This is a genomic window from Neobacillus sp. B24 (genome assembly GCF_055381825.1).
Window position 1 is genome coordinate 2,839,673 of sequence record NZ_AP035777.1, and the last position, 23,471, is coordinate 2,863,143.

The following is a 23,471-nucleotide window of genomic DNA, read 5'->3' on the forward strand; positions in this document are numbered from 1 at the left end:
CGAATTAGGTTTTTCAAATAGGTTAAATTATATACGAGCAATTTTTTTATTGCTCAAAAAACTTCGTCGGGAGTGATGTATCATGGCTAGAAACAAACTATTGGTTCCTGGTGCAGATAATGTTCTGGATCAAATGAAGCAAGAAATCGCCAACGAGTTTGGAGTGCAGCTTGGTGCTGATACGACCGCACGAGCAAACGGTTCGGTCGGCGGTGAAATGACGAAGCGTCTCGTCGCTTATGCTGAGCAATCGTTACGAAATCAACAAGGTCAATAACTTGTGATTTCAAAATTTTTTGAGGGGGTCAGGTTCCTTTATTTGAGGGATCTGACCCCTCTCTTTTACATTTTTTATTTTACTTTTGCTTTTTCACGGCAGGCATCAATTGCTTGTTGGATTAATTGCTTTAGCTGGCCAGCTTCAAGTACCTCCAAACCGGCAGCTGTTGACCCTCCAGGGGTGGCAACTTCATCGATAAGTTCTTGGGTGCTGATGTTTGTTTTTAACATTTCAGCGGAACCCGCGATCATATTGGCAACAAGTATTCGGGCCTGTTCCTTTGATACACCAGTTTCCACCGTCATTTCTTCAAGCGCTTCAGCAACAAGGTAAATAAATGCCGGTGCACTGCCTGTAATAGCCGTTAGTTCGTGAATTTGCTGCTGGGTTACTTTTTCAAATTCACCGATTCCAGAAATTAATGGTTCAATTGATTCTATATGCTGTTGATTTACATATTGTCCTGTTGCATATAGTGACATGGATTGTCCCATTTTGGCTGCAGTATTTGGCATGATCCAAGCAACCGGTGTTCCTTTAGGTAATTTTGATTCCATATATGTTGGATCGATTCCGGCTGCAACCGTCAGAACCAATTGCCCGTCCACAACCTCACTTAACTTCGTTAACAAGGGCTCATGCGCTTCCGGTGGCATTGCCAGAACAATAATATCCATGTTAGCTGCCGTCTCGGTCCAAGATTGTATCGTTTCAACACCATACTTTTCGCCTACATATTTTAAGCGCTCCTCATTACCACTGTTTGTAACAGTAATCGCAAAATCATTATTCTTCGTCAGTCCTGCAATAATCGCCTGAGCCATTCTGCCGGCACCAATGAACAGTACCCTTTTTGTTTCTTTTTTCATAATTTCACCTACTAACAATTAATTCTCATTTTTAGATAATCCCTTAAAATTGGACAAAAGGCAAATTATTTTTATTATAGGTAAAAATAGCCAATTTTTTAGTCTTATAGTATCCTATAAACGTGGGTTGATTCCAAATAATAAGAATCTTCCTAAAATAGAAAAACAGGAGGTCTGCAATTTGCTTAATCAATCATTAATTGAAGACGTACTGACCGCTGCTTTATCGACGGGTGGGGATTTCTCCGAAATTTTTGTTGAGGACCGCTTCACCAATAACATCACATTAAAAAGCAGCAAAATTGAAACCGCTCTCTCAGGGCGGGACTTTGGAATTGGTATTCGGGTATTTAAAGGGCTGGAAAGCGTGTATGCCTATACTACCGACTTTTCCCAAGATGGTCTCTTAAAAGCGGCAAAGAACGCGGCCCAAGCCATCAAAGGCAACACCATCATCCAACCTGCTCCACTCTTACACGAATCGTTTAGAACCATCCACCCTATTCAACTCATGCCGCAAGAGATAGAGAAATCCAGAAAAGTTGCTGTTATGAAAAAAGCATCGGAAACGGCAAGAAACTATCACTCCAGTATCTCACAGGTAACCGTCCGCTTGATGGATGAAGAACAAAATGTATTGATTGCCAATTCAGAAGGTAAATTTATTGAAGATAGACGGGTCCGTTCAAGAATGGCCATTCAGGCTGTCGCAATGCGCGATAACAAAATGGAGACCGGATTCTACGGACCGGGCGCCCACCAAGGCTTTGAATTTATCGAAACCTTAAACTTGGACCATTATGCCAATGAAGCAGCCCGGATGGCCATGACGATGCTGGATGCCAGCCCATGTCCGAGCGGGAAATTCCCGGTCATTATCGACAATGAGTTTGGCGGCGTTATTTTCCACGAAGCATGCGGTCATGGTCTGGAAGCTACCGCGGTAGCCAAAAACACCTCCGTCTTCGCCAACCGTTTAGGTGAAAAAGTTGCGCCTGGAATTGTTACATATATTGATGACGGGACGATCCCGAATGAGTGGGGTTCCATCAATATTGACGACGAAGGCGAAAAGGCGCGAAAAAATGTCCTGATAGAAAATGGAATTCTCAAAGGCTATCTAATTGATAAATTCAATTCCCGCCGAATGGGAATGGAGTCGACTGGTTCCGGCCGACGCGAGTCATTCCGGTTTGCACCTACCTCTAGGATGACCAATACATATATCGCGCCTGGCAAATCGACACCGGAAGATATCATTTCCAATACCGAGCACGGAATCTTTGCTAAATATATGGGCGGCGGTCAAGTAGACCCTGCGACCGGTGATTATAATTTTGCCATCATGGAAGCATATGAAGTCAAAAACGGCAAGATTGGAAAGCCGTTAAAAGGTGCTACGCTTATCGGAAATGGTCCAAAAACACTTCAGTTAGTCGATATGGTTGGAAACAATTTGGGACATGGTGCGGGAATGTGCGGTGCCTTAAGCGGCAGTATTCCGGTAAACGTAGGTCAGCCGATGATCCGTGTCAGCGAAATCACTGTTGGCGGGACTAAGGGGGAATAATCGATGAGTATTCAAGAATTTCAAACTAAGCTTATTGCAGAAGCCCAGGCTAATGGTTTTTCCGATGTTGAAGTTTATTTTGAAAAGAAAGAAGTCTTTGGCTGCCAAGTGCATAAAGGCGAAATCGAACAATATGAACTAGCGGAAGACGGTGGTGTGTCTTTCCGAGGTGTCATTGATGGAAAAATGGGCTATGCCTATACAGAAAAAATCGACCCAGCCTCCATTTCTTTCTTGCTTAAAAATGCAACGGAGAATGCTGGTTTGATAGATGAGGATGTCGAAGAAATTTTCGCAGGCAGCAGCCGCTATGAACAAGGTAACTTTTTCTCGGAGCGTTTAAATGAAGTCACCATCCAAGAAAGAATTCAATTCATCAAGGATGTTGAACGCGAAGTGTTGGCTTACGATCCGAGGATTGTTGGTACTGACTACTGCATGATCCGGTCTGAGTCGATTACGAAAAATCTGGCAAACAATAAAGGGTTAACCTTAACAGACCAAATAAATTATATGTATGCTCATCTGCTAGCGATTGCAAATAACGGCGAGGAAACTAAAAGTGCCTTTGAATTTACTATGACAAGGGACTTCAACAGCTTAGACGCAAAAGAATTCGCTAAAAAAGTTGCTGAATCAGCGCTTTCACAGCTCGGTTCAAAAGCAATTCCTAGCAAGGAATATCAGATACTCCTGCGAAATGATGCGGCAGCCAGCCTGCTTGGAGCCTTCTATACGAATTTTTCAGCGGAAAATACCCAGGCTGGACTATCAGCCTTGAAGGACAAACTCGGTCAACAAATCGCAAACCAAAAGATTACCATTGTCGATGATCCGCTTCTAGAAGAAGGCCCGGCCAGCAGAACCTTTGACAGCGAAGGTGTGGCTTCACAGAAATTAATCTTGGTTGAATCCGGAGTCCTGCAATCACTGCTCCATAATCAAAAAACGGCGAAAAAAGACAAAACGGAAACAACAGGTCACGCACATAAAGATTCCTATAAAGGTGCGGTCAAAGTTGGACCATCCAACCTATATATCGAGCCTGCCTCTGCCTCTTTTGATGAATTAGTTGCAACCGTAGATGAAGGAGTATTGATTGCGAATCTATCAGGCTTGCATTCTGGAACCAATCAGGTTTCTGGTGATTTTTCAGTTGCGGCCAATGGATTTTTCATTAAGGATGGTAAAGTACAGTATCCGGTAAACCTGATGACCATCGCCGGCAATTTCTATCAATTGCTGCAGGATGTGCAGGAAGTAGGATCAGACTTAATCTTCCCGCTTTCACCTATTGGTTCGCCATCGATGTTAGTCAAATCGTTGTCAGTTACAGTAGAATAGAAGAAAAGCCGTCACTCCATGGGGTGACGGCTTCTTTACTAGAATTAATGTTGATAAATAGCTGCAATGATTTGATCCTTTGACATTCCGCTATCGACAGCATATGACCCAGGACGCAGCTTGTTTTGCAATCCTCTAGCCTCAATATCTTTAGAGAAGTTAAAGGCATTTTCAATAAAACCAGCTTGGACAAGCATTCTGCCTACATCGATATTATTCATACCATCCGATACATTAATAATCATCTTTGTAACTGAAGTAGCAGGCTCGGGATTTGCCGCTGGTGCTTGTTGTTTTGCTGCTTCTTCGGCATTTTTCAGATTCGTGTCATACTCATCTTTAGTCAAAACTACAAAGCCCTTAGCTTCAAGCTCCTGTTTTGGATCCTTCGCAGAGGCTTTGGCTGGTTCAGTGGCCTTAGATGCTGCAACTTTCGGTGCATCACTTTTTTCGGATAAATAAACAGCACCACTTACCGTGGTTGCCAGTAAAAGGCCGGCTGCAAAGCTGCTTAACAAGTTAATTCGCATTGGCAACCTTTCTCCTTTCTTCCTTCACCTTCAGGTAAGGCGCAAGCATCTGTTGTATTTCAGCTTCAGATACTTCATATTTCTCGGCAATGCTCGCGATGGAGTAGTTTCTTTTATATAAGTCCAGTACTTCACGTTTAAACACAATTTCATCGGTAGAGAACGGAATGTCCGATTCTGTTACTACTACTTCCATATCAAGCTCCATATTCCTCAGTGAATCCTTTAATGCATTAATTTCTTTCATTGTCTCAATATGCACCAGATCAATTTGGTTATGTTCAGCCTTCGCTGCGCGATTCGATTTTACGATGGATACAACTAGCAGTAACGCTGACACCGCAAACAAACCGGTTAAAGTCCATTGCATCATAATCAATTCCTCCTTTCTTGCATCACAAGTCTCTATTATACAACCAAACTTGTATTTTTTCGAACGATATCTAAAAAACACGAAAAAAGTCGGAGGAGTTTGTCAGATTATTGTCGAAAATCAGCCCATATGTTTGACCAAAAGTCCATGCGGGGTCAAAAAAGAAAGGCCGGATTCTTTATAAATCCAGCCTTTCCAAGTAATGATATTTTTTAGGTTGTCTTTACTGAAATCTTTGTCTCAACATAGGCCAGAATAGCCTTAATGACTGTGTCGATTTCTTCTTCGGTGTTATAAGGGGCAAGGCCTGCACGAATCCAGCCACCTTTTTTATTGATTCCAAGTTTATCAGCAAGAGTCGAAGCATAAAAATCACCGCTGGCGATAAAAATGGAGTAGTTTTCAGCCAAGTATTTACAGACTTCAACCGGGTCTGCCCCTTTAATGGTAAAGGCAATAGTCGGAGTTTTGATAACGGAATCGGGCGCTTGATATAAAGTGATTTCCGGCATATTCGCGAGTGCTGACCGCAATTTTCTAGCAAGGTTATTCTCATATTCTTCTATTTTTATAAATGCATTTTCAATACTTTCTCTTCTGGTTGTCCCTTCTCCAATACTAGCAATAAAATTGATGACTGCTTCCATAGCAGCAATAGATTCATGATTTTGGGTACCCGTTTCTAATTTGTCAGGAAAATACGCTGGTGCTGGATGCAATTTATAAACGGCAAGTTTTTCAAACACCTTTTCCTTGATCACTGCCATCCCAAGATGCGGACCGAAAAATTTATAAGCCGAACAAAATAATAGGTCAGCGCCAATTTTTCCAAAATCAACTGAGAAATGCGGAACAGCATGGACCGCATCAACTGCCAACAACGCCCCCACCTCTTTGGTACGTTTTGCGATTGAGTCAATATCCGTAATCGTACCAACGGCATTGGAAGCAAGAGAAACAGCTACTAATTTCGTATTTTCGTCAATGAGTTCAACTAATGAGGACAGGTCTAATGTTAATGTTTCGGTATCAACTGGAATAAAACGAACCTCTGTATTTGTATCCTGTGCAGCTGTCACCCATGAGTCAACATTGGAACGATGATCGATTTCGGTAACGACGATATTATCCTGCTCCGTCCATGTTTTACTTAAAGCCCGGGCTACCGGGAACATTAATGATGTTGAATTTTGGCCAAATGCTACTTCACTTGGTTTGGCACCGACTAAATCGGCAACGGCCCTCCTGGCGGCTTCAATATGCTGCTCTGTCTCCTTACTTGTTGGAAATTCACCATGCAGGTTTGCCCCACCTCGAGACATATATAATACCATTGCATCAATTGCAGACTTTACCACTTGTGAACCCCCTGGCCCATCCATATATATGGCTTGCTTCTCCTGATATGTACGTGTTAATGCTGGAAATTGGCTGCGAATTACTTCAATTGGAAACATAATACCCCTCCTACAACTATTATCAGATAACCATATTCGTTAATTAAACCGCGAATTCCTGCAATTTTCTGAAAAATAGGTATATAATTGCAGGAGGTGATGGTGAAAAAGTCTTTTAATTGTAAAAAAAATTAGCCTTCCTTTACAACAGGTAAATTTGTAAAGGAAGGCAATTTTCATTCTGGGATCTGCTCATAGGCCAGTTTCATAATGATGTCTCGATGTTGCGGGTATTTTTCCAAGAGCTCGGCTTGGCTAAACAGTTCAAAATCCTGAAATTCAAAGCCTGGCGAAACCATACAGCCAACAAGGGAAAAGGCATCTGGTTCAGAAACGGAAGAACCAAATATGGCATTCTTCGGCACTAATGCCTGCAGAACGTCACCATTCTCCACATTCAACCCTACTTTCATTTCCTCATAGTCGCCATTTTCATGAATCACGTGGACAGTGAGGGAACTGCCGGCATGGAAATACCATAACTCATCAGATTTCAAACGGTGAAAGTGTGATACATTGTCGGAAGTAAGTAGAAAATAGATGCTAGTAAATAGCTTTCGCTTCCCCTCATATTGAACGCTTAGTTCTCTGTTTGAAACTTGTTCCCCTGATACAAAGGTCTGCTTGAAGAATCCGCCCTCAGGATGGTGTTCAAGTCCAAGCTTGTTTACCCAGAAATCTACTTCACTTTTTGGCATTGATTCAGATCCTTTCTTATGTATTGGTGAAACCCAAATGAGGTCTCACCAAATAAGTTTATATTATTTTTCCACCGCTGGTTTTGCTCTTTTAATAAAGAATGCAAGGACCAAGGCGTTTATGAATTAGTGATTGAAGTTAAATGATCGATAAGTATTTGTTCATTTTCTCTGGCATCCTCCAAATGAAAAGCATGAGAAGATTTTTTTGACCAGAAGATTTTTTTCGATGGTGCCTCTAACTGGTCAACATACTTTTGAACCAATTCACCCCAGACATGCATTTCTTTTTCACCATGAATAAACAGGATAGGAATTTCCAGCTTCGGAACCTCAGAAAAGAAATCAAATCGGTTTAAATCAGCAATCATCTGATCCGAATAAGACAACTTGAAGCCTGAAACTAAAGAATGGTAGACATCGATTAATGAGTAATCCGGTGAACTGAGCATGATATTTGCTGCTTTTGCATAGGTGGCTGACCCTTTATCTCCAGCATCATAGACCATGGATTTGTATTTAAGCAGCCATTTTCGCATAAGTCCCCATTGTTTAAAGCTTTCCAAGTATGGCGGTTCTCCTACCTCCGTTAATTCCCTAATTGCCTTTTGATTGTTGGTTTCCTTCGCCCGTTCCATTAACCAGCGATAACAGAGTTTATCATTTTCAACCCAGTTGGTTATTTGTGAAAAAGCAGTATACGAATAATACTTTCCAGGGTATCGGCACGCGAGCGAAAGTCCAATGACTGTTCCCCAGGAGTGAGCAATCAGGTGCAGCTTAGGCTGGTTGAACCGTTTTAATAGATAATCGGTCACCTCATTAGCATCACTGATAAATTGGTTTAGATTCATAGTTTTTGAAGGAATTTGTTTGGAATAGGACTTACCTGTACCTCGCTGATCCCAAAAAACGAGGGTAAAATGCTTGACCAGTTGTTTTGTGCAGGTGACTAATGCATAATCCCTTCCCCGGCTAGAAACCCCGGGCACCGGCATACTTGGCCCGCCATGAAGCATGAATAGTATCGGGTTCGCAGGATCCTCTGTTTGAATGAGGATGGATTGTTTAACACCACCAACCATAACAGATTCAATTGCACTAATCCCTTGTTCTGATATTGTAAAATCCACTTTCCTTGAAAGTAGTTTCATATATAAACACTCATTTCACTTTGAAATTTCTTCATAAATAGGAATCAAGAAGCTCTAGATTCACCAACTACTCCACTTCGCTCCAGCAATTGCGTTATTTTCTCAAGCTGTTTGGCATCGGTTACGACTAAATATTGCGGTTGAAAGAATGTCATTTTTAGTTTAAATGTTAATTTATAGCCATTGTTGATTTTTGAGTCCAGACCATATAAATGATGCCAGCGGACGATTTGTTCCGTTTGGTAATGTTTTATTTGCGAAAAGGAGACAAATTTTCCATTCAGAATAATTCCTTTGGGTAAAATAAACAAGCTGCCACGATGGCGAACGGAATTGATAACCGCAAAGAATATATAGGCCAGGCTAAAATAAGCTGATGTGAGCAAATCGGTTGTGATAACTACCACCAAAAGCACAGTTAACACTACAAGGACGGCTGCGGTACCCCATTTGACATACCGATAGGATTTTGTGTTTTTCGCAAGAGGCTCCATCGGTTTCCACTCAGCCGGTACGATTATACTTGTGAATTCATTCTCATTTATAGGAAAAAGGGCATCCTTTGCATAATCAGCTGCCTTTTTCAAATTTAATAGATTACTAAGCAAATAATAAATCCCACTAATAAATAGAAGTAAAAAAATGATATCTACTAATATCCGTCTTCATCCTTTCCGTTTTGTCCATTTCATAGTATGTTAACTTTATTTTCAAGGAAATTACCTCCGCTGTCAAATACTTCCTAAGACCCATAAGCCTCAACTTTTTTGGCAAAATATCGTCTGGCGTCCATCCTGTTCATCTTCTTCAAAGAATAAGACTGTCCAATCAGCATATTCACGCAACAGTTCTTTAGGCAGAAGTTTGAAGCGATTTGACACTCCCTTACCTTCACTCCTTGGCGATTGATAAAATGTTTCCATGAAAAAATAACCGTTGTCTTTAACTAATTCTTTTACTAACGGGAAAAGTGATCGATCTAGATAATAGGAAATAACAACGAGATCAAACTCATCATTTTTCCAGTTCATTTCATTTGTAAGGTCAGTGACCATTGCGTTGATATTAAGGTTTTGGTTAGCTGCCTGTTGTTGAAGATAGGTGATGGCGACTTCAGAAATATCGACGGCCTCCACTTGATAATTCAAATTGGCGAGAAACATACTGTTTGCCCCAAGACCACATGCCAAGTCAAGTGCCATTCCGCCGCTCAGATAAGATACCAAATGTTTCAATCTAGGATTTGGTTCGGGTACCTCCAAATTATTTAGGCGTTCATAATACTTCTTATTCCATTTCGTTTGGTCGTTCATCTTCAGGCCCCTTTCGAAAGGTGCAATCTCTGCTTATAATATCGATATTAAGCTGGAAAAACAATCCTTTTACTCGAAAATTTCCCTCTTATCAGAAAATTCAAACCCACAAGCAGGATATCTGCTAGTTTCTAAGAATACATATAATAACGATTGAAAGGGGTGGTTTATAATCCATGCTTCGTGCAGAGAAAATTGAGGTAAAAGATTCATTACAGGCGATCGAATATTTTTATCAAAAGGGCTGGACAGACGGCCTTCCTATTGTGCCACCTACAAAAGAAAGAATCTATGAAATGCTAAAAAGCGTCAATATGGAGCCGGAAACCATTGTTGGTGGTATACCCGAACGCGATCGAGTTTTCACCGCTGAACTCGTCGCAATCAATGCAGTGATGGCAGGTTGTCTGCCGGGCTATTTTCCAGTTGTGATGGCCGCAGTGCAAGCGATTTCGGAGCCTGAATTCGGGCTGCACGGACCAAGTGCAAGTACCCATGGGGCAGCCATCATGATTGCTATCAATGGTCCGATTGTCGAGCAAATCGGATTAAATGCTGGTGCCAATGCATTCGCTCCAGGAAATCGGGCTAATGCGACAATTGGACGAGCCATTCGATTATTAATGATGAACGTTGGCGGGTCCCCAGAGTTTGACCGCTCTACCTTGGGCACCCCGGCAAAATTCAGCTTTTGTTTTGCCGAACAGAAAACCGATTGGACACCTTTGCACGTCCAAAGAGGTTTTCACGAGAATGATAGCACGGTCACGGTTTTTGCCTGTGAAGGTCCGAATCAAATGCAAAACCATGGGTCACTTAAGGGTGAATACATCCTTAGAATTATGGCAGACAGGATGAGCGCCTTAGGTACCTTCAATATAGGAAGCGAAACGGAAATGGCAGTCGTCCTTTGTCCTGAGCACTATCAGCACCTGCATAAACAAGGCTGGAGCAAGCAAAGCGTTCAGCAATATCTTTATGAGAATGCCAAAAGGTCAATAAGCGACATGAAAAGAGGCGGTATCATTGATGCACCTATCGTGGAGAGCGATGACCATATTTTTAAATACGCCGTTCCTTCACCCGAACAAATTCTCTTAATGGTTGCAGGTGGTGAGGCAGGAAGATTCTCAGCCTGCATGCCCGGTTGGTTTAGCTATAAACAATCGAAAGCAGTTACAAAGTCGATTAAGGCAGCAACTGGCTTTACTTGACATGAGTGTTCCTGACCAATCGGAGATTGGTTTACAGATTTTTAGAAAAGAAAGGATGGTAGAATTTGAGCTTGATTGTTTATAATCCCACCTCAGGTCCTAGTTTAAAGGAACTGCGAATGGCAACAAGAGACAAACCAATACAAGGTAGTGTGATTGGGTTAGTCGATAATGGAAAAAAGAATTCAGATATCGTCATTCAATACATTGCGGAACGCCTGCAACGAAAATATGTACTAAAAGATGTGATTCACTATAAAAAAACTTCTTTTTCACATGGCTTAACAGAGAAAGAAGCTGGTAAAATTGCTGAGCAATGCGACTTTGTCATTTCCGGGGTCGGCGACTGAGGCTCTTGCAGCTCGGGCAGTTTGCTCGACGGGATAATTTTGGAAAAACACGGTGTTCCTACCGCCGTCATTAGTACCCAACCTTTCATAGCCTCGAGTAAGGCGATGGCCGTTGCGCAAGGGATTCCGGACTACCCGTTTGCCGTTATCCCCCATCCGCTTGCAGCAACCGAAAAAGAAGTGCTTTATAAGCGGGCAGACCAAATTTTGGGAGATATCGAGGGTATCCTTTTAGGCAAAGGTTGAACTCACATAAAAAATACTAGAAAGTCTCGGCTTTCTAGTATTTTTGCGTTTTATAGAATTGATGGTTCAATATACGTTGGAAACGCCTTTTCATAGGCGTGACACGCCTGCAATACCAGTTGATCAGCAAACCGATTTCCTGCCACCTGTATTCCAACAGGAAGGCCGGTCTTCGTTAACCCCACCGGCATGGATGCGGCAGGATGTCCAGTTAGGTTATAAATTTGCGTTAACATCCAATCAGTAGCAGGATTTACGCTTTTTCCATTAATTGTCGACGGGCCTGCCAATTCATGACCAAAGGCCGTTACAGCAAGCGTTGGAGAAACTATCAAATCATACTGGTTCAATACTTCCTGCACAGTTCTCCAAATAGTGGTTCGTTTTAGTTCAAGTCTCTTATATTCGATTGCACTATATTTCCTGCCAATATAAATCATTTTCGCCATGCCATCAGAGAAACTGTCCGGATCTTTGTCATACAGTTCGCCATAGCTAGCAGCAAACTTCACGCACCATAACCCTGAAAACGTCCAAGCGAGGTCTTTTTGGCTGACCCCAAGACTAAAATCAATTTCTTGCACCTCACCGCCAAGCTCTGAAAAATGCCCTACCGCTTGTTCGATGACCTCGGCCACATCCGCAGAAATTTCATAGAACCCGAAATTGCGGGTATAGGCAATTTTTAACCCTTTCATCTCTCTGTTTAAATCCATGAAATCTACACCTAAATCTGGAGTGGCGCTTGGATTATTAGCATCAAATCCTTGCATCACGGAAAAGAGCAAGGCCGCATCCTCGACTGTTCTCGTCATTGGTCCATTATGCAGAAATGGATGCTGGGAACCAAATAAATTCTCGCTATCTTCGTGGGGTACGACTCCAAAGGTTGGCTTGAATCCAAAGATTCCAGTTAGTGCTGCCGGAATCCGGATCGAACCTCCCCCGTCACTTCCCTCGGCAAAAGGAGCCAATTTGGCAGCAACCGCTGCTGCAGACCCGCCGCTCGAGCCTCCTGGAGTCAATCCTTCCTTCCACGGGTTTGTCGTCACACCAAACAAGGGATTGTCCGTAGTCCCTTTATGCCCAAATTCTGGGGTATTGGTTTTGCCAAGGATAATAGCACCGGCTTCCTTTATTCTTTTTAAAAAAGTAGGATCATAATCTGGGATGTTATCTTTAAAAAGTGGGGATCCATATGTAGTCAGTATTCCTTTTGTCGGGGTCAAATCTTTGATGGCGATAGGAATTCCATGGAGTTTGCCAAGAGGTTCCCCGTTCATTACAGCTTGTTCAGCTAGTTTGGCTTCCTCTAAGGCACGTTCATTTATTGTGACAAAAGCATTCCATTTTGAATTATGAGTTTCGATTCTGTCTAAAAAAGCCTTTGTAACCTCGACTGGAGAAAGCTCCTTTTGTTTAATTAATTTTCCTAATTCCGTCGCAGTAAAATCAGTAATTGCCAAGTTATCCACTCCCTTATATAATTTACTTTCATTATACTAGAAAGGGAGCGGAATTTTGATTATATTCTGAATATTTAACCTTACAAATTCTTAGCTTATATCCAAATGGCTTCTTATTGCTGCAAACACCTTTTGATAATAGGCTGGCAAGTGTGGGACAAATCGTTCTTTACCCGCTTCTTCTAAAATGGTGACTCTGCTTCCATCAGGCAAGATGGTAAATCCCTCGATGGGAACCACTTTAGCGCTTCCAAGCAAAAGTTCATAAAACGCTGAAAAAGGGACCCGTATCATTCCCGAAACTTCTTCCTCCTGCAGGATAAAATCATCGAAACCATGGTGTGTGGTATACAAAAAGATATGCGCCATCTCTTTGTCAATAATATTGTCTTTTTCAACACAATATGGAATGGTACCTAGCGGAATCAATTCCTCCATCGTCACATGTATTCCGATCTCTTCTTTTATTTCTCTTATTCCATCCTCAACTGTTTCATGTGCCAGCAAATGGCCAGCAGCGGTAATATCGAATAGATTGGGATACATATCTTTCTCCTTACTGCGCTGCTGAAGATAGATATAATTGATATCCTTTTCCCTGCTAATAAACCAACAATGAAACGCTTCATGCCATAGACCTAACGTGTGCACATCAGCGCGTGTTGCGACACCAATATGATTTCCCTGGTCATCAAATACTTTTAACATTTCAGTTTCCATGAGTTGTCCCGCCATTCGTCTTTCTAGAGTAGTAGTAGCTCATCCAAATCGAGTATTGCGATTTTCTTATGTGGTTTTTGTTTGATCAGGCCTGCTGCCTCAAAATCCGTGAGCTTGCGGCTGATTGTTTCCGGGGTAGTCCCCAAATAGGATGCCAAGTCCTTTTTACTCATTGGTAACGTTATTTCGTATCCCTGGTCATTTGATTCCAAACATTCCGCCAAAAACAGGGCAAGCCTTGTTTCGACTTTTTCGGTGGCAAAGCGGGCCGTTTGCTTTTCCGACTGCTCCAAGCGTTTGGAAAACTGAGTTAAAATTTTCAAGGAGATCGTTGGATATTTTAACAGGAGTTCCTGCAGGTCGGAACGCTTAATGAGACAAACCTGTGTGTCAACCATCGCCTGCGCAAAATTTTCGTGTAACTCTTCAGTAAATAATGCGTGTTCACCGGTAAATTCCCCCGGATTTAGAATCCGCAATAGCTGTTCTTTACCCGACTCCGACAACCGGTAGATTCTTATTTTTCCAGTGTTAACGATATAGAGAGAGTCAGATTGTTCACCAGCCTGATAAACCAACTCCCCCTTTTTGAAAGATAATGACCGTGCAGCAGTCATGATTTCATCCATTTGCTCTGGTTCCAAATGATTAAAGATCGGAACCAATGAGACACAAGATTTATGTGAATGATGATGGCATTCCACTGTTCAACACTCCCATTCCCGACCATGCTTTTGCCTTTATTTTCTTCTTTATCGAAAAAATAGTCCAGCCTTAATCTAAATATCCAGGTAAAATCTGATGAGTTCTGGACACTTTTTTGTTCCTCTGATTAAATTTGGTCAATCGCATACCATTTAAGATTACGATTAGGACACTGGCTTCATGAATGAACATGCCAGAAGCCAAATGAACGGAGCCTAGTAATACCCCTGCTAATAATACAAAGACAATCCCGACTGCAAAAAACGTATTCTGTTTGATATTGGTAAAAGTCGCTTTCGCTAACGAGTAGGCATGCGACAATTGCAGTAACCGGTCCGCCATTAACACAACATCGGCGGTTTCCATTGAGATATCTGTTCCGCCTTCGCCCATTGCAAAGCCAATATCCGCGGTCGCGATGGCAGGGGCATCATTGATTCCGTCGCCGGCCATGGCCACAACATAACCCTCTTGTTTTAGTTTTTTCACATATTCTGCTTTATCTTCTGGTAAAACTTCAGCAATAAACTCATCTACACCCAATTTATTTGCCACGATTTCAGCAGTATATCGGTTATCTCCAGTTAACATAACAATTTTATTAACTCCATTTTTTCGAAGTTCCGCCAACGCTGTCACTGCATCATCACGAATTTGGTCGGCAATCGAAAAAATTCCGCTTATGACACCATCTACTGCTGCAAAAATTGCACTGTTGCCCGCATTTTCCCGTGCTAGGGCGTACGCTGCTGTTTCCTCTGGGATGGTGATTCCCGCCTTTGCCAATAACTGACGGTTCCCCACAACCAGTTGATGCCCTTCAACGTTAGCGGTAATGCCTTTACCTTTCACCACTTTACCTTCTACTGTTCCTACATTTATCTGCAGTCCTCTTGCTTTTGCTTCCCTGACAATCGCTTGGCCCAAAGGATGTTCGGAGACCGTTTCAGCTTTGGCGACCATCCTCAGTAGATCCTTCTGACCCCAATATCCAAATGTCTTAATATCGGTGACCTCTGGTTTCCCTTTTGTCAGGGTCCCAGTCTTATCAAACACGACCGCATTCACTTTGGCCAAGGTGTCCATGACTTCGCCGCCTTTCACAAGGACTCCATTTTTCGCACCATTGCCAATTCCTGCAACACTTGAAACCGGGGCTCCGATGACCAATGCCCCCGGGCAAGCGATAACCAGGAATGTGATTGACAACTGTAAATCCCGGGTTATCGCGTAAACGAGCACTGCTAATAGAACGACTGCAGGCGTATAATTCTGGGCAAACACATCTAAGAATTTTTCTGCCTTCGTTTTGGATTCCTGGGCTTCTTCCACAAGCTCAATTATTTTGGCAAAAGTGGTATCATCCCCAACCTTTTCCGCCACCATTTCGATATAGCCGGTATCAACCATACTGCCGCTATACACCTTATCACTTAACTTCTTTTCGGCAGGTAATGATTCGCCTGTAACCGCCGCCTCATTCAACGAAGCTTGGCCAAAGACAATGACTCCATCAACAGGCACCTTCCCGCCTGAGCGTATGATGACGGTATCTCCCACAACAACATCATCAACTGGAATGGTAATTGCTTCTCCATCGCGAACCACCGTTGCTTCCTGGGGCGCCATGTTAACCAATTCTTTTAAGGATGATCTCGTTTTTTCCAATGTCCGGGCCTCCAAGTAGGCCCCGAACAGAAATAAAAAGGTAACAACCGCTGATTCTGTATATTCTTGCAGGGAAAGTGCACCTAAAACAGCGATACTTACCAACAATTCAATGCTGAATGACTTCATCCTTAGGCCGTGGCCCGCTTTTAGAAAAATCGGCACACTTGCGATAATCGTCGCAAGTAACAAAGCAATATTTTTCAAATCAGGACTTCCTAGAAATCCAGACGAAAATCCAATCACAATCAGAATGAAAGAAACCGCGGTAATACTGTTTCGATATTGGTTCATAAAAGCACCCATTTTCTCCCCTCCTACAGGTATTTACCAGTTTAAGAGACTTTGGAAGACAGGACGTCATAACCTAGTTTCTTAATCTTCTCCTCCAACTGGCTTGCATTAACCTGTGCCTCATCAAATTCTGTTTTCACCTTGCTAGTATTGAATAACACCTTAGCAAACTGGACTCCTTCTGTTTTGGTTAACATATGTTCGATTTTTTTAATGCATGATGGGCAAGTCAACGTTTCTAATTGATACACAGCGTTTCTCATTTTCTTTCCCTCCCTGGAATGATTATGTCTTCATTTTACGTGAGCACTGTTTTTTTAAAATTGACGGGGGTTAAGTTTTATCGTGTTTTTTAAAATTTCATCGCAAAAATGACTGCAAACTATCTCCGTGTCTTCAAAAGCCCAACGGTCCACTTTCAATCCTTCTGTCAAAATCACGGCCCCCTGCTGCTTTAACGCTTCCTCCCAAAGATCAACAGAATGAGCAAAATGATAATAAGTGGAGTCACCTGGGCCAAACACCGCAGCCATCTTGCATGTTAAATCAATTTCCATGACCTCCTCATAAAAGGGGACCATTTCGTCGGGCAGGTCTCCATCGCCCCATGTATAGCTTCCGATTAAGATCAGTTCGTATTTAAGGATTTCTGTTGCGAGTACCTCCAGTGCGTCTTTTATCACCACATTCTCCCCGGACTCCGTCAATTTTTTTCCAATCATTTCGGCCATTGCTTCAGTTGTCCCGGTCATACTTGTATAAACAATGATAGTATCCATGTATCCCACCTCACTTTGAATATATCTCTTACTTAAAAAATTTAACTTGACCGCCATCAAATTTTTCAAAAAAATACATTAAGTACCCGTTACGAATACCTTTCATATTCTTAAATTGGGGGGATAAATGATGAGTTCATTTTGGACATTTATGCAAGAGATGCTAGTCCTGTACGGGATGGCAGGCGTGGGGTTTATTGTGAGGAAGACGGGAATCTTGAATGAGCATGCTAACCAGGTACTGACCCAGCTAATCCTTTTTGTGACCTTGCCTGCACTGATATTGTTTTCACTCGATATCTCCTTTTCTTCTTCTATAGTACCTTCGATGGCCTGGCTAATCCTCATGTCTGTGTTTATTTTAGCGGCGTCATGCCTATTAGCCTTTTTCATGGGCAGATACGCACGACTTCCCACTAAGGAAAAAGCGGTTTATCAATCACTCATCATTTTTGGAAATCAGGGGTTTATTGGATATGCGGTGATTTATATTCTGTTTCAACAAGAAGGAATCATCTATTTAACGCTGTTCAACTTGTGTTATTTGGTGTTGATTTGGACGTACGGTGTTTATCTTTTTACAAGTAATAAACAGGCTATTAACTGGAGAAGTATTTTCTTAAATCCTGGGATTCTATCTACTTTGACTGGGCTCGCTATTTTGCTAACCCCACTTCAGTTTCCAGAACCAGTCCAAAACGGGCTAGAAAGCGTTGGAAAAATGACCATTCCCTTGTCGATGATGGTCATTGGAAGCTTAATCGCCAACGTCAATTTGAGAGGATTTCTACCATCCTTGAAAAATAGCTATCTATGGAAAGCTGCCGTTGTCAGGCTGCTTGTAATCCCACTGTTGCTAGTTTCATTTGCCTTCTTTTCCATGCCGTCCCCACTGTTAAATATTGCTGTCATTGTGTCCGGTATGCCTTCCGCCCCCACCACATCGCTCTATGCGCAAAAATACGGGGCAGATCCCGTATTTGCTTCGTTTGGCGTTTTATTATCAACACTGTTGTGTGTTGTTACGATCCCGTTCCTCTATTTCATTAGTACCTTTTTTGGAATTTTATTTTAAATGTGGGATGCTTTTTGGAGTTCGCGGATATATTGAAAATTTCGCGGATATAATTGATTTTTCGCGGATATAACGCTCAGAATCGCGGATATGTTGTAAAAAATCGCGGATATATTAATTTTACCATTACAACTCCAGCTAAAAAGGCACTATAAATGAGGACTTTCCACCAAAAACAAGGCACTACCCCAAACCGAAGTGGTGCCTTGGCATAATAAACCCTTTATTTTACCCGCGCAAATCCAAATCCTGAGGCGTAGTCATCACCTGTAGCGGCACCATAGCCGCCTTTTATGTCATATAATTTGGCACGGCGTTGCAGCTCGGCACGAAGCTGGGTGTTGCTCCATCCTAAATTGGAAGACCAGATTTTTGCGGCCAAGCCTGCTACGTGGGGAGTAGCCATTGAAGTGCCGCTGATGGTGTTGTAGTTACCATCGTACCAGGTCGATTGAATGCTGCTGCCTGGTGCGGAAAGTTCCACATCTCGTTCCTGTATGACATAATCAGCATCTGTCGCCGAGTTACCACGTGATGAGTAATTCGCAACACGGTAGGTGCCGTTTTGCTGAACATTTTCCAACGCGGCTACGGCTACGGCATTTTTCAACGCACCTGGATAATCAATACTGCCGCTGGCATATCCGTCATTACCAGCTGCTGCCACAACGAGCACACCTTTGCTGTATGCATAATCAACGGCGCTGGCAATCATCGTATCTTTGGAGTTGGAACCAAGCGACATGTTTATGACCACTTTAGAACCAGTTCTTGCCGCTTCATCAGCTACGTGGCGAATCGCCCCGGCAATATCATCGGAATAGCCTGAACCTTGGTCATTTAAAACTTTATATGCCCATAGTTTCGCCTGTGGTGCTACCCCATAGATTCCTAACCCATCAGAAGCGCCGTGAGCCAGAGCCGTCCCGGCCACATGGGTTCCATGTCCGTTTCGGTCTGTACAAGTCCCATTCACCATTGATGATGTTGTTTGGGTAAAATCTTTACATTGTTCGCCGCTGCCGACCAAATCATAGTGATTAATATAAACACCCGTGTCCAAAACTGCTACCTTAATTCCCGCTCCTCCAGATGTACTGGCCACATTCGGATCATTATAAATGGCCTGGATTCCCCAAGGAGTTCGGTCTGATGGAAGCGAGCTAACTGCGGTTGCCCCTGCCTTGCCATTTGACTGATTTTCTCTAGAATCTAAATGAACCTCAGGAACCTTTTCAATCGTTATATTTTTGTTATTCAATAATGCCTGATATTGCTTGGCATTTACGGTGGTGGTGAACCCCTCTGCCCCAAAATCCCAACGCGTCCCAAAGTTTTGCTTGGCTGTTGCTATTTTCGAACTTGGTCCTTGTATGACAACCCGATACGTTTCGTTCGGATTCGCTGTTTGAGTTTGACCGAATGCTCCAGTTGCGAACAACGACACCCCCATAATAAAACCTGTTACTGCTGCCCCAATCCTCTTACCCTTTTTCATTCTCCTGCCCCTCTCATTTCTTTATTTAACGGCAGCTATGCCGCAATATTGAGTTTATTAGGAATTCGTCGATACATGATTCCAATTTTAGGGCAGTGAGTTGGGAAAATTTTTAACAGAGTATTTGCCATCAATTGCCTATACACAACGGGGACAACCTTCATATTCTATAGCAAGTCCAGTTTAAGGGAGGCCTTCTTTATGGAGTTAAATTATCAACGTGCCATTAAGTTAAAGGGGCAAATGATCCAGTATCGCAATGAAGATGGTGAACTTGTCGTTGGCCGGGTGGCAGATGTCAAAAAAGACGGGCTTGAGATTGAAGAATTAACAACTCACAGTCCAAGCAGCGGGTATGGCTTTGGTTTCTTCGGTCCAAGACCATTTTTCAGACCGCCAGTCTTCGTTCCGTTTTTTGCTTTCGGTTTTGCTTCACCGTTTTTCTTTTGGTAAAAAATAGAGATAGCCCTCAATAACTAAATTGAGGGCTTTCTTGAAAAACCTCGTTAAAACCCGGTTGGCCAATTCGCCAACCGACGTTCACTCTTCGATCCGTTTTTCACTACAGCAAACTCTAAGGCTTTACATAAAAATTTCCGAGTATCTCTTGGGTCAATCACATCATCAATAAGGTGCTTAGCTGCCGCTTTGTAAGGCGAGCTGTCGAATGCCCATTTTTCCAGGAGCTCCTTGCGCACCTCTTTTGCATTATCAACTCCTTGCAGCTGGCGCCCGTAAACAACATTAATTCCCACTTCCGGGCCGGTAAAATTAATTTCTGCTGTCGGCCAGGCGACAACGAAATCCGCCCCCATGGTCGGGCCGCACATATTTCCGTAAGCGGCGCCAATGCTTTTCCGGATGACAACTGAAATTTTCGGTACGGTTGATTGCGCCAACGCCTGATTCCACACCATTATTTTAGATGGGATTTTCAACTTTTCAGCCTCATTGCTGATTCGGAATCCAGGCGTATCATGAAGGAAGACCAGTGGAATATGGAACGAATCACAGAGGCAAATGAAATCCGTCGCTTTTTCACATTCTTGCACGCCTGGTGCCCCCGCGTATTTGATCGGCTGATTGGCAACAATCCCGACAACTCTGCCATTTAATCTAGCGAAAACAGTGATAAGTGCCGGGCCGTACCACTCCTTATATTCAAAAAATTGCCTGTCATCCACAATTTCAGTGATGATTTTTTTCATATTATAAGCCCGGTTCGCTTTATTCGGTAAAATATCAAGCACGGAGTCAACCCTGCGATAAGGATCGTCACCTGTTTCCTTAAACGGCGGCTCCTCTGTTGCATTCAACGGCATATAACTGAAATATTCCTTCATTTGAGCGATACACTCTTCCTCAGTTTCTCCGAAAGCATCGGCCTGCCCGGTTTGATGGGCATGGACTTTCCAACCCCCAAGCTCCTCGTTAGAAATCTGCTGCCCTGTGGCCATCTCAATCATTCTTGGCCCAGCGACCGCCATACATGTTCCCTTTAACTGGATGACGAAATCGGATGACACTGCCGTCCAGGTCGGACCGCCAAAACTATCACCAAGAATGCTTGTAATTGAAGGCACCTGCCTGCTGTGCGTTAACATCTCATTGGGAAAAAGTTTATCGCTAATGCCATCGGAACCCATCCCATCCGGCATTCTCAAGCCCCCGCCTTCATGCAGGTAGAACATCGGCAGCCCGCGTTTCAGCGCATATTGATGAATCGAAACGGCCTTGCGCATATGGACCGCACCCTCAGTTCCAGCAAACACCGTTTTGTCACCTGCCTGGACCACAATCGGCCTGCCATCCACCTTGGCAAGTCCAACGATCAAGCCATCGCCGGCACTTTTATCCTCCGAGCCAACCATATCAGAATGATTGAGCATCCCTAGTTCCATAAAGGAATCAGGGTCAACCAAGAGGTCAATCCTTTCCCTTGCTGTATAATATCCAGCATCATGCTGGCGCTTGATTTTTTCTAGACCCCCATTTAACTTGGCGCGTTCTTTTCGTTGCAATAAATCATTTACTGCTTCTTTGACAATGTTCTTGTCTTGATCAATCACTGGTTTACTTCCTTTCCCTGTGGCTCTTTCAACAGCCTTCTCAACACTTTACCAGAGCTTGTTGCTGGCAGCTTGTCAATAAACTCTACAAATCTCGGATACTTGTAGGCAGCCATTTTCCCCTTTGCCCATTGAACCATTTCTTCCTCAGAAATCCTGCCGGTATAATCAGGTTTTAGCTTTTTTGTAATAGTTCCTGCATACTAAAGCCTCCTCTTCTATTCTAAAATTGTCCTAAACTTGTCATGTACAAGATAATTTTATAGAACAAGCCTACAATAAACAAGAAAATAGTCTGAATATTACAAAATCAGACAAGATACGAGTATTTTCTAAAACAAAAAGTGCCAGTCACTCCTCCTCATAAAACGGAAGCATGACTGGCACTTTTCAAATTTCATTATGCAGCTTTCTTAATTTCAATCTTTTTACCGTCCTTGCGCCACTTTTTAAACTCAGCAGCTGCAGTAAATAATACGTCTGTTGATGAGTTAAGCGCAGTTTCAAAGGAATCCTGTAACACGCCAATGATAAACCCTACGCCTACTATTTGCATCGCAACATCATTCGGGATTCCAAAAAGACTTGCGGCAAGTGGGATTAACAGTAACGAACCGCCGGCAACCCCTGAAGCACCGCAAGCACAGACTGCTGACAAAACACTTAGGATGATGGCTGTTGGGATATCGACTTCTATACCAAGTGTATGAACCGCTGCCAGTGTGAGGACAGAAATCGTAACCGCAGCCCCGGCCATATTAATCGTTGCGCCTAATGGAATCGAAACGGAGTAGGAATCTTTATCCAAACGCAATTTTTCACATAATTTCATATTAACCGGAATGTTCGCCGCAGAGCTTCTGGTAAAGAAAGCTGTAATTCCGCTTTCTCTTAAACACATTAATACCAGCGGATAAGGGTTTTGACGGATTTGTGTGTAAACAATAATGGGATTGACGACCAGAGCAACAAACAGCATGCAGCCAATCAACACCACTAATAATTTGCCATAGCTTAGCAGCGACTCTAGTCCATTGGTGGTAATGGATTCAGTTACCAGACCCATAATCCCAAGCGGAGCAAATTTGATCACCCAGGTTACGACTTTAGAAACTGCATCGGAAAAATTGGAGATCAATGTTTTTGTCGTATCAGGAGCATTTCTTAATGCAAATCCAAGGACAATCGCCCACGTTAGAATCCCGATATAGTTGGCATTGTAAATTGCTTTAACAGGATTGTCGACAACGTTAAGCAGTAACGTTTTGAGCACTTCGACAACACCACCAGGTGCTGTTACATCATCTGCGCCTTTTGCCAGTGTTAAACCAACAGGGAACATAAAGCTGACAACAACAGCGATTAAACCTGCTAAAAAGGTACCTAAAAGATATAGGGAAATAATCGATTTCATATTCGTTTGGTGACCGTTCTTATGCTGAGCTATCGCTGACATAACCAGGAAGAGCACTAAAATTGGGGCAACCGCTTTTAATGCGCCAACAAACAAAGAACCGAAAATCACCAATGGTTGGGCTGCTGACGGAACACTCACAGCCAAGATAATCCCGATAATCAAACCAATCGCTATCTGTTTGACTAGGCTAATTTGATTCCATCTTTTCAATAGCATATTCATAGTAGACCTCCCGTTTGATGATAGTAAAATTTCGATCTATAAAACTATAATTGCTTGGTAGTTGTATTATAAAGAATATTTAAATATATCACAATATTATTATTAATATTTAAATATAACAAATATTCTAACACTTCCCCTTTATAATAAAAATCCACCT

General features: G+C 42.7%; 25 protein-coding genes. 7 read left to right on the forward strand and 18 right to left on the reverse strand.

The window, feature by feature from the left end:
- Positions 1-82 precede the first annotated feature (82 nt).
- Positions 83-277, forward strand: a complete 195-nt coding sequence (locus ACZ43M_RS13970; RefSeq protein WP_464503171.1) for a small, acid-soluble spore protein, alpha/beta type — start codon at positions 83-85, stop codon at positions 275-277.
- 74 nt (positions 278-351) lie between these two features.
- Here the strand turns inward: ACZ43M_RS13970 and proC are convergent, their stop codons facing one another.
- Positions 352-1,149: a pyrroline-5-carboxylate reductase gene (gene proC, locus ACZ43M_RS13975; protein ID WP_464503172.1), complete on the reverse strand. Its 798-nt coding sequence runs from the start codon at positions 1,147-1,149 to the stop codon at positions 352-354.
- Positions 1,150-1,330: 181 nt separating this feature from the next.
- On the opposite strand from proC, the gene ACZ43M_RS13980 reads away from it, so the two are divergent.
- Complete coding sequence (locus tag ACZ43M_RS13980) at positions 1,331-2,719, forward strand: TldD/PmbA family protein (protein ID WP_464503173.1); 1,389 nt, start codon at positions 1,331-1,333, stop codon at positions 2,717-2,719.
- Between the two features lie 3 nt (positions 2,720-2,722).
- A complete protein-coding gene (locus tag ACZ43M_RS13985) occupies positions 2,723-4,063 on the forward strand; it encodes a TldD/PmbA family protein (RefSeq protein WP_464503174.1) in 1,341 nt (446 codons plus the stop codon).
- Between the two features lie 44 nt (positions 4,064-4,107).
- Here ACZ43M_RS13985 and ACZ43M_RS13990 read toward each other — a convergent pair whose 3' ends face one another.
- The 7 genes from ACZ43M_RS13990 to ACZ43M_RS14020 all read right to left on the reverse strand — a co-directional run bounded on the left by ACZ43M_RS13990 (position 4,108) and on the right by ACZ43M_RS14020 (position 9,588).
- Positions 4,108-4,593 (reverse strand): aminodeoxychorismate lyase, encoded by a 486-nt coding sequence (locus ACZ43M_RS13990; RefSeq protein ID WP_464503175.1) that lies wholly within the window; start codon positions 4,591-4,593, stop codon positions 4,108-4,110.
- Positions 4,583-4,966, reverse strand: coding sequence for a hypothetical protein (locus ACZ43M_RS13995; protein WP_464503176.1), 384 nt, complete (start codon positions 4,964-4,966; stop codon positions 4,583-4,585). The genes ACZ43M_RS13990 and ACZ43M_RS13995 overlap by 11 nt, the downstream gene beginning before the upstream one ends.
- Before the next feature lie 212 nt (positions 4,967-5,178).
- Complete coding sequence (locus tag ACZ43M_RS14000) at positions 5,179-6,423, reverse strand: cysteine desulfurase-like protein (protein WP_464503177.1); 1,245 nt, start codon at positions 6,421-6,423, stop codon at positions 5,179-5,181.
- Between the two features lie 176 nt (positions 6,424-6,599).
- Positions 6,600-7,121 (reverse strand): cupin domain-containing protein, encoded by a 522-nt coding sequence (locus tag ACZ43M_RS14005; protein ID WP_464503178.1) that lies wholly within the window; start codon positions 7,119-7,121, stop codon positions 6,600-6,602.
- A 119-nt stretch (positions 7,122-7,240) separates the two neighbouring features.
- The gene (locus tag ACZ43M_RS14010; protein WP_464503179.1) at positions 7,241-8,275 is read right to left on the reverse strand and encodes an alpha/beta fold hydrolase; all 1,035 of its coding nucleotides are present in this window, start codon (positions 8,273-8,275) and stop codon (positions 7,241-7,243) included.
- A 44-nt stretch (positions 8,276-8,319) separates the two neighbouring features.
- Complete coding sequence (locus ACZ43M_RS14015) at positions 8,320-8,883, reverse strand: hypothetical protein (protein ID WP_464503180.1); 564 nt, start codon at positions 8,881-8,883, stop codon at positions 8,320-8,322.
- A gap of 150 nt (positions 8,884-9,033) precedes the next feature.
- A complete protein-coding gene (locus ACZ43M_RS14020; protein ID WP_464503181.1) occupies positions 9,034-9,588 on the reverse strand; it encodes a class I SAM-dependent methyltransferase in 555 nt (184 codons plus the stop codon).
- Positions 9,589-9,764: 176 nt separating this feature from the next.
- On the opposite strand from ACZ43M_RS14020, the gene ACZ43M_RS14025 reads away from it, so the two are divergent.
- Positions 9,765-10,802, forward strand: coding sequence for a hypothetical protein (locus ACZ43M_RS14025; RefSeq protein ID WP_464503182.1), 1,038 nt, complete (start codon positions 9,765-9,767; stop codon positions 10,800-10,802).
- Between the two features lie 65 nt (positions 10,803-10,867).
- On the forward strand, positions 10,868-11,398 hold the full coding sequence (locus tag ACZ43M_RS14030; protein ID WP_464503183.1) for a UGSC family (seleno)protein: 531 nt from the start codon (positions 10,868-10,870) through the stop codon (positions 11,396-11,398).
- A gap of 50 nt (positions 11,399-11,448) precedes the next feature.
- On the opposite strand, the gene ACZ43M_RS14035 is transcribed toward ACZ43M_RS14030, so the two are convergent.
- The 6 genes from ACZ43M_RS14035 to ACZ43M_RS14060 form a co-directional block, all read right to left on the reverse strand.
- Positions 11,449-12,864, reverse strand: coding sequence for an amidase (locus ACZ43M_RS14035; RefSeq protein ID WP_464503184.1), 1,416 nt, complete (start codon positions 12,862-12,864; stop codon positions 11,449-11,451).
- Positions 12,865-12,954: 90 nt separating this feature from the next.
- On the reverse strand, positions 12,955-13,584 hold the full coding sequence (locus ACZ43M_RS14040) for an NUDIX hydrolase (protein ID WP_464503185.1): 630 nt from the start codon (positions 13,582-13,584) through the stop codon (positions 12,955-12,957).
- A gap of 23 nt (positions 13,585-13,607) precedes the next feature.
- Entirely contained in the window at positions 13,608-14,288 is a 681-nt protein-coding gene (locus tag ACZ43M_RS14045) for a Crp/Fnr family transcriptional regulator (RefSeq protein WP_464503186.1), read from the reverse strand.
- Between the two features lie 70 nt (positions 14,289-14,358).
- Positions 14,359-16,263, reverse strand: coding sequence for a heavy metal translocating P-type ATPase (locus tag ACZ43M_RS14050; RefSeq protein WP_464503187.1), 1,905 nt, complete (start codon positions 16,261-16,263; stop codon positions 14,359-14,361).
- Positions 16,264-16,292: 29 nt separating this feature from the next.
- Positions 16,293-16,514, reverse strand: a complete 222-nt coding sequence (locus ACZ43M_RS14055) for a heavy-metal-associated domain-containing protein (RefSeq protein WP_464503188.1) — start codon at positions 16,512-16,514, stop codon at positions 16,293-16,295.
- Positions 16,515-16,568: 54 nt separating this feature from the next.
- Positions 16,569-17,030 carry a flavodoxin gene (locus tag ACZ43M_RS14060; protein WP_464503189.1) on the reverse strand — a complete coding sequence of 154 codons (462 nt, stop codon included), beginning with the start codon at positions 17,028-17,030 and terminating at the stop codon, positions 16,569-16,571.
- Between the two features lie 127 nt (positions 17,031-17,157).
- On the opposite strand from ACZ43M_RS14060, the gene ACZ43M_RS14065 reads away from it, so the two are divergent.
- Complete coding sequence (locus ACZ43M_RS14065; protein ID WP_464503190.1) at positions 17,158-18,105, forward strand: AEC family transporter; 948 nt, start codon at positions 17,158-17,160, stop codon at positions 18,103-18,105.
- Between the two features lie 223 nt (positions 18,106-18,328).
- On the opposite strand, the gene ACZ43M_RS14070 is transcribed toward ACZ43M_RS14065, so the two are convergent.
- Complete coding sequence (locus ACZ43M_RS14070) at positions 18,329-19,603, reverse strand: S8 family peptidase (RefSeq protein WP_464503191.1); 1,275 nt, start codon at positions 19,601-19,603, stop codon at positions 18,329-18,331.
- 201 nt (positions 19,604-19,804) lie between these two features.
- Here ACZ43M_RS14070 and ACZ43M_RS14075 point away from each other — a divergent pair, with 201 nt between their 5' ends.
- Positions 19,805-20,056: a hypothetical protein gene (locus tag ACZ43M_RS14075; RefSeq protein WP_464503192.1), complete on the forward strand. Its 252-nt coding sequence runs from the start codon at positions 19,805-19,807 to the stop codon at positions 20,054-20,056.
- A gap of 53 nt (positions 20,057-20,109) precedes the next feature.
- Here ACZ43M_RS14075 and ACZ43M_RS14080 read toward each other — a convergent pair whose 3' ends face one another.
- The 3 genes from ACZ43M_RS14080 to sstT form a co-directional block, all read right to left on the reverse strand.
- Positions 20,110-21,672: an acyl-CoA carboxylase subunit beta gene (locus ACZ43M_RS14080; RefSeq protein ID WP_464503193.1), complete on the reverse strand. Its 1,563-nt coding sequence runs from the start codon at positions 21,670-21,672 to the stop codon at positions 20,110-20,112.
- The gene (locus tag ACZ43M_RS14085; RefSeq protein ID WP_464508025.1) at positions 21,669-21,863 is read right to left on the reverse strand and encodes an AMP-binding enzyme; all 195 of its coding nucleotides are present in this window, start codon (positions 21,861-21,863) and stop codon (positions 21,669-21,671) included. Before ACZ43M_RS14085 ends, ACZ43M_RS14080 begins: the two co-directional genes overlap by 4 nt.
- A gap of 209 nt (positions 21,864-22,072) precedes the next feature.
- A complete protein-coding gene (gene sstT, locus ACZ43M_RS14090) occupies positions 22,073-23,311 on the reverse strand; it encodes a serine/threonine transporter SstT (RefSeq protein ID WP_464503194.1) in 1,239 nt (412 codons plus the stop codon).
- Positions 23,312-23,471 lie beyond the last annotated feature (160 nt).

Bases quoted from the DNA above. Each gene is read 5' to 3' on its own strand.
- ACZ43M_RS14020 (WP_464503181.1), bottom strand. From the start codon at position 9,588: ATGAACGACCAAACGAAATGGAATAAGAAGTATTATGAACGCCTAAAT.
- ACZ43M_RS14055 (WP_464503188.1), bottom strand. From the start codon at position 16,514: ATGAGAAACGCTGTGTATCAATTAGAAACGTTGACTTGCCCATCATGC.
- ACZ43M_RS13985 (WP_464503174.1), top strand. From the start codon at position 2,723: ATGAGTATTCAAGAATTTCAAACTAAGCTTATTGCAGAAGCCCAGGCT.
- ACZ43M_RS14005 (WP_464503178.1), bottom strand. From the start codon at position 7,121: ATGCCAAAAAGTGAAGTAGATTTCTGGGTAAACAAGCTTGGACTTGAA.
- ACZ43M_RS13970 (WP_464503171.1), top strand. From the start codon at position 83: ATGGCTAGAAACAAACTATTGGTTCCTGGTGCAGATAATGTTCTGGAT.
- ACZ43M_RS13990 (WP_464503175.1), bottom strand. From the start codon at position 4,593: ATGCGAATTAACTTGTTAAGCAGCTTTGCAGCCGGCCTTTTACTGGCA.
- ACZ43M_RS14070 (WP_464503191.1), bottom strand. From the start codon at position 19,603: ATGAAAAAGGGTAAGAGGATTGGGGCAGCAGTAACAGGTTTTATTATG.
- ACZ43M_RS14065 (WP_464503190.1), top strand. From the start codon at position 17,158: ATGATGAGTTCATTTTGGACATTTATGCAAGAGATGCTAGTCCTGTAC.
- sstT (WP_464503194.1), bottom strand. From the start codon at position 23,311: ATGAATATGCTATTGAAAAGATGGAATCAAATTAGCCTAGTCAAACAG.
- ACZ43M_RS13995 (WP_464503176.1), bottom strand. From the start codon at position 4,966: ATGATGCAATGGACTTTAACCGGTTTGTTTGCGGTGTCAGCGTTACTG.
- ACZ43M_RS14050 (WP_464503187.1), bottom strand. From the start codon at position 16,263: ATGGGTGCTTTTATGAACCAATATCGAAACAGTATTACCGCGGTTTCT.
- ACZ43M_RS14025 (WP_464503182.1), top strand. From the start codon at position 9,765: ATGCTTCGTGCAGAGAAAATTGAGGTAAAAGATTCATTACAGGCGATC.
- ACZ43M_RS14040 (WP_464503185.1), bottom strand. From the start codon at position 13,584: ATGGAAACTGAAATGTTAAAAGTATTTGATGACCAGGGAAATCATATT.
- ACZ43M_RS14000 (WP_464503177.1), bottom strand. From the start codon at position 6,423: ATGTTTCCAATTGAAGTAATTCGCAGCCAATTTCCAGCATTAACACGT.
- proC (WP_464503172.1), bottom strand. From the start codon at position 1,149: ATGAAAAAAGAAACAAAAAGGGTACTGTTCATTGGTGCCGGCAGAATG.
- ACZ43M_RS14060 (WP_464503189.1), bottom strand. From the start codon at position 17,030: ATGGATACTATCATTGTTTATACAAGTATGACCGGGACAACTGAAGCA.
- ACZ43M_RS14075 (WP_464503192.1), top strand. From the start codon at position 19,805: ATGGAGTTAAATTATCAACGTGCCATTAAGTTAAAGGGGCAAATGATC.
- ACZ43M_RS14010 (WP_464503179.1), bottom strand. From the start codon at position 8,275: ATGAAACTACTTTCAAGGAAAGTGGATTTTACAATATCAGAACAAGGG.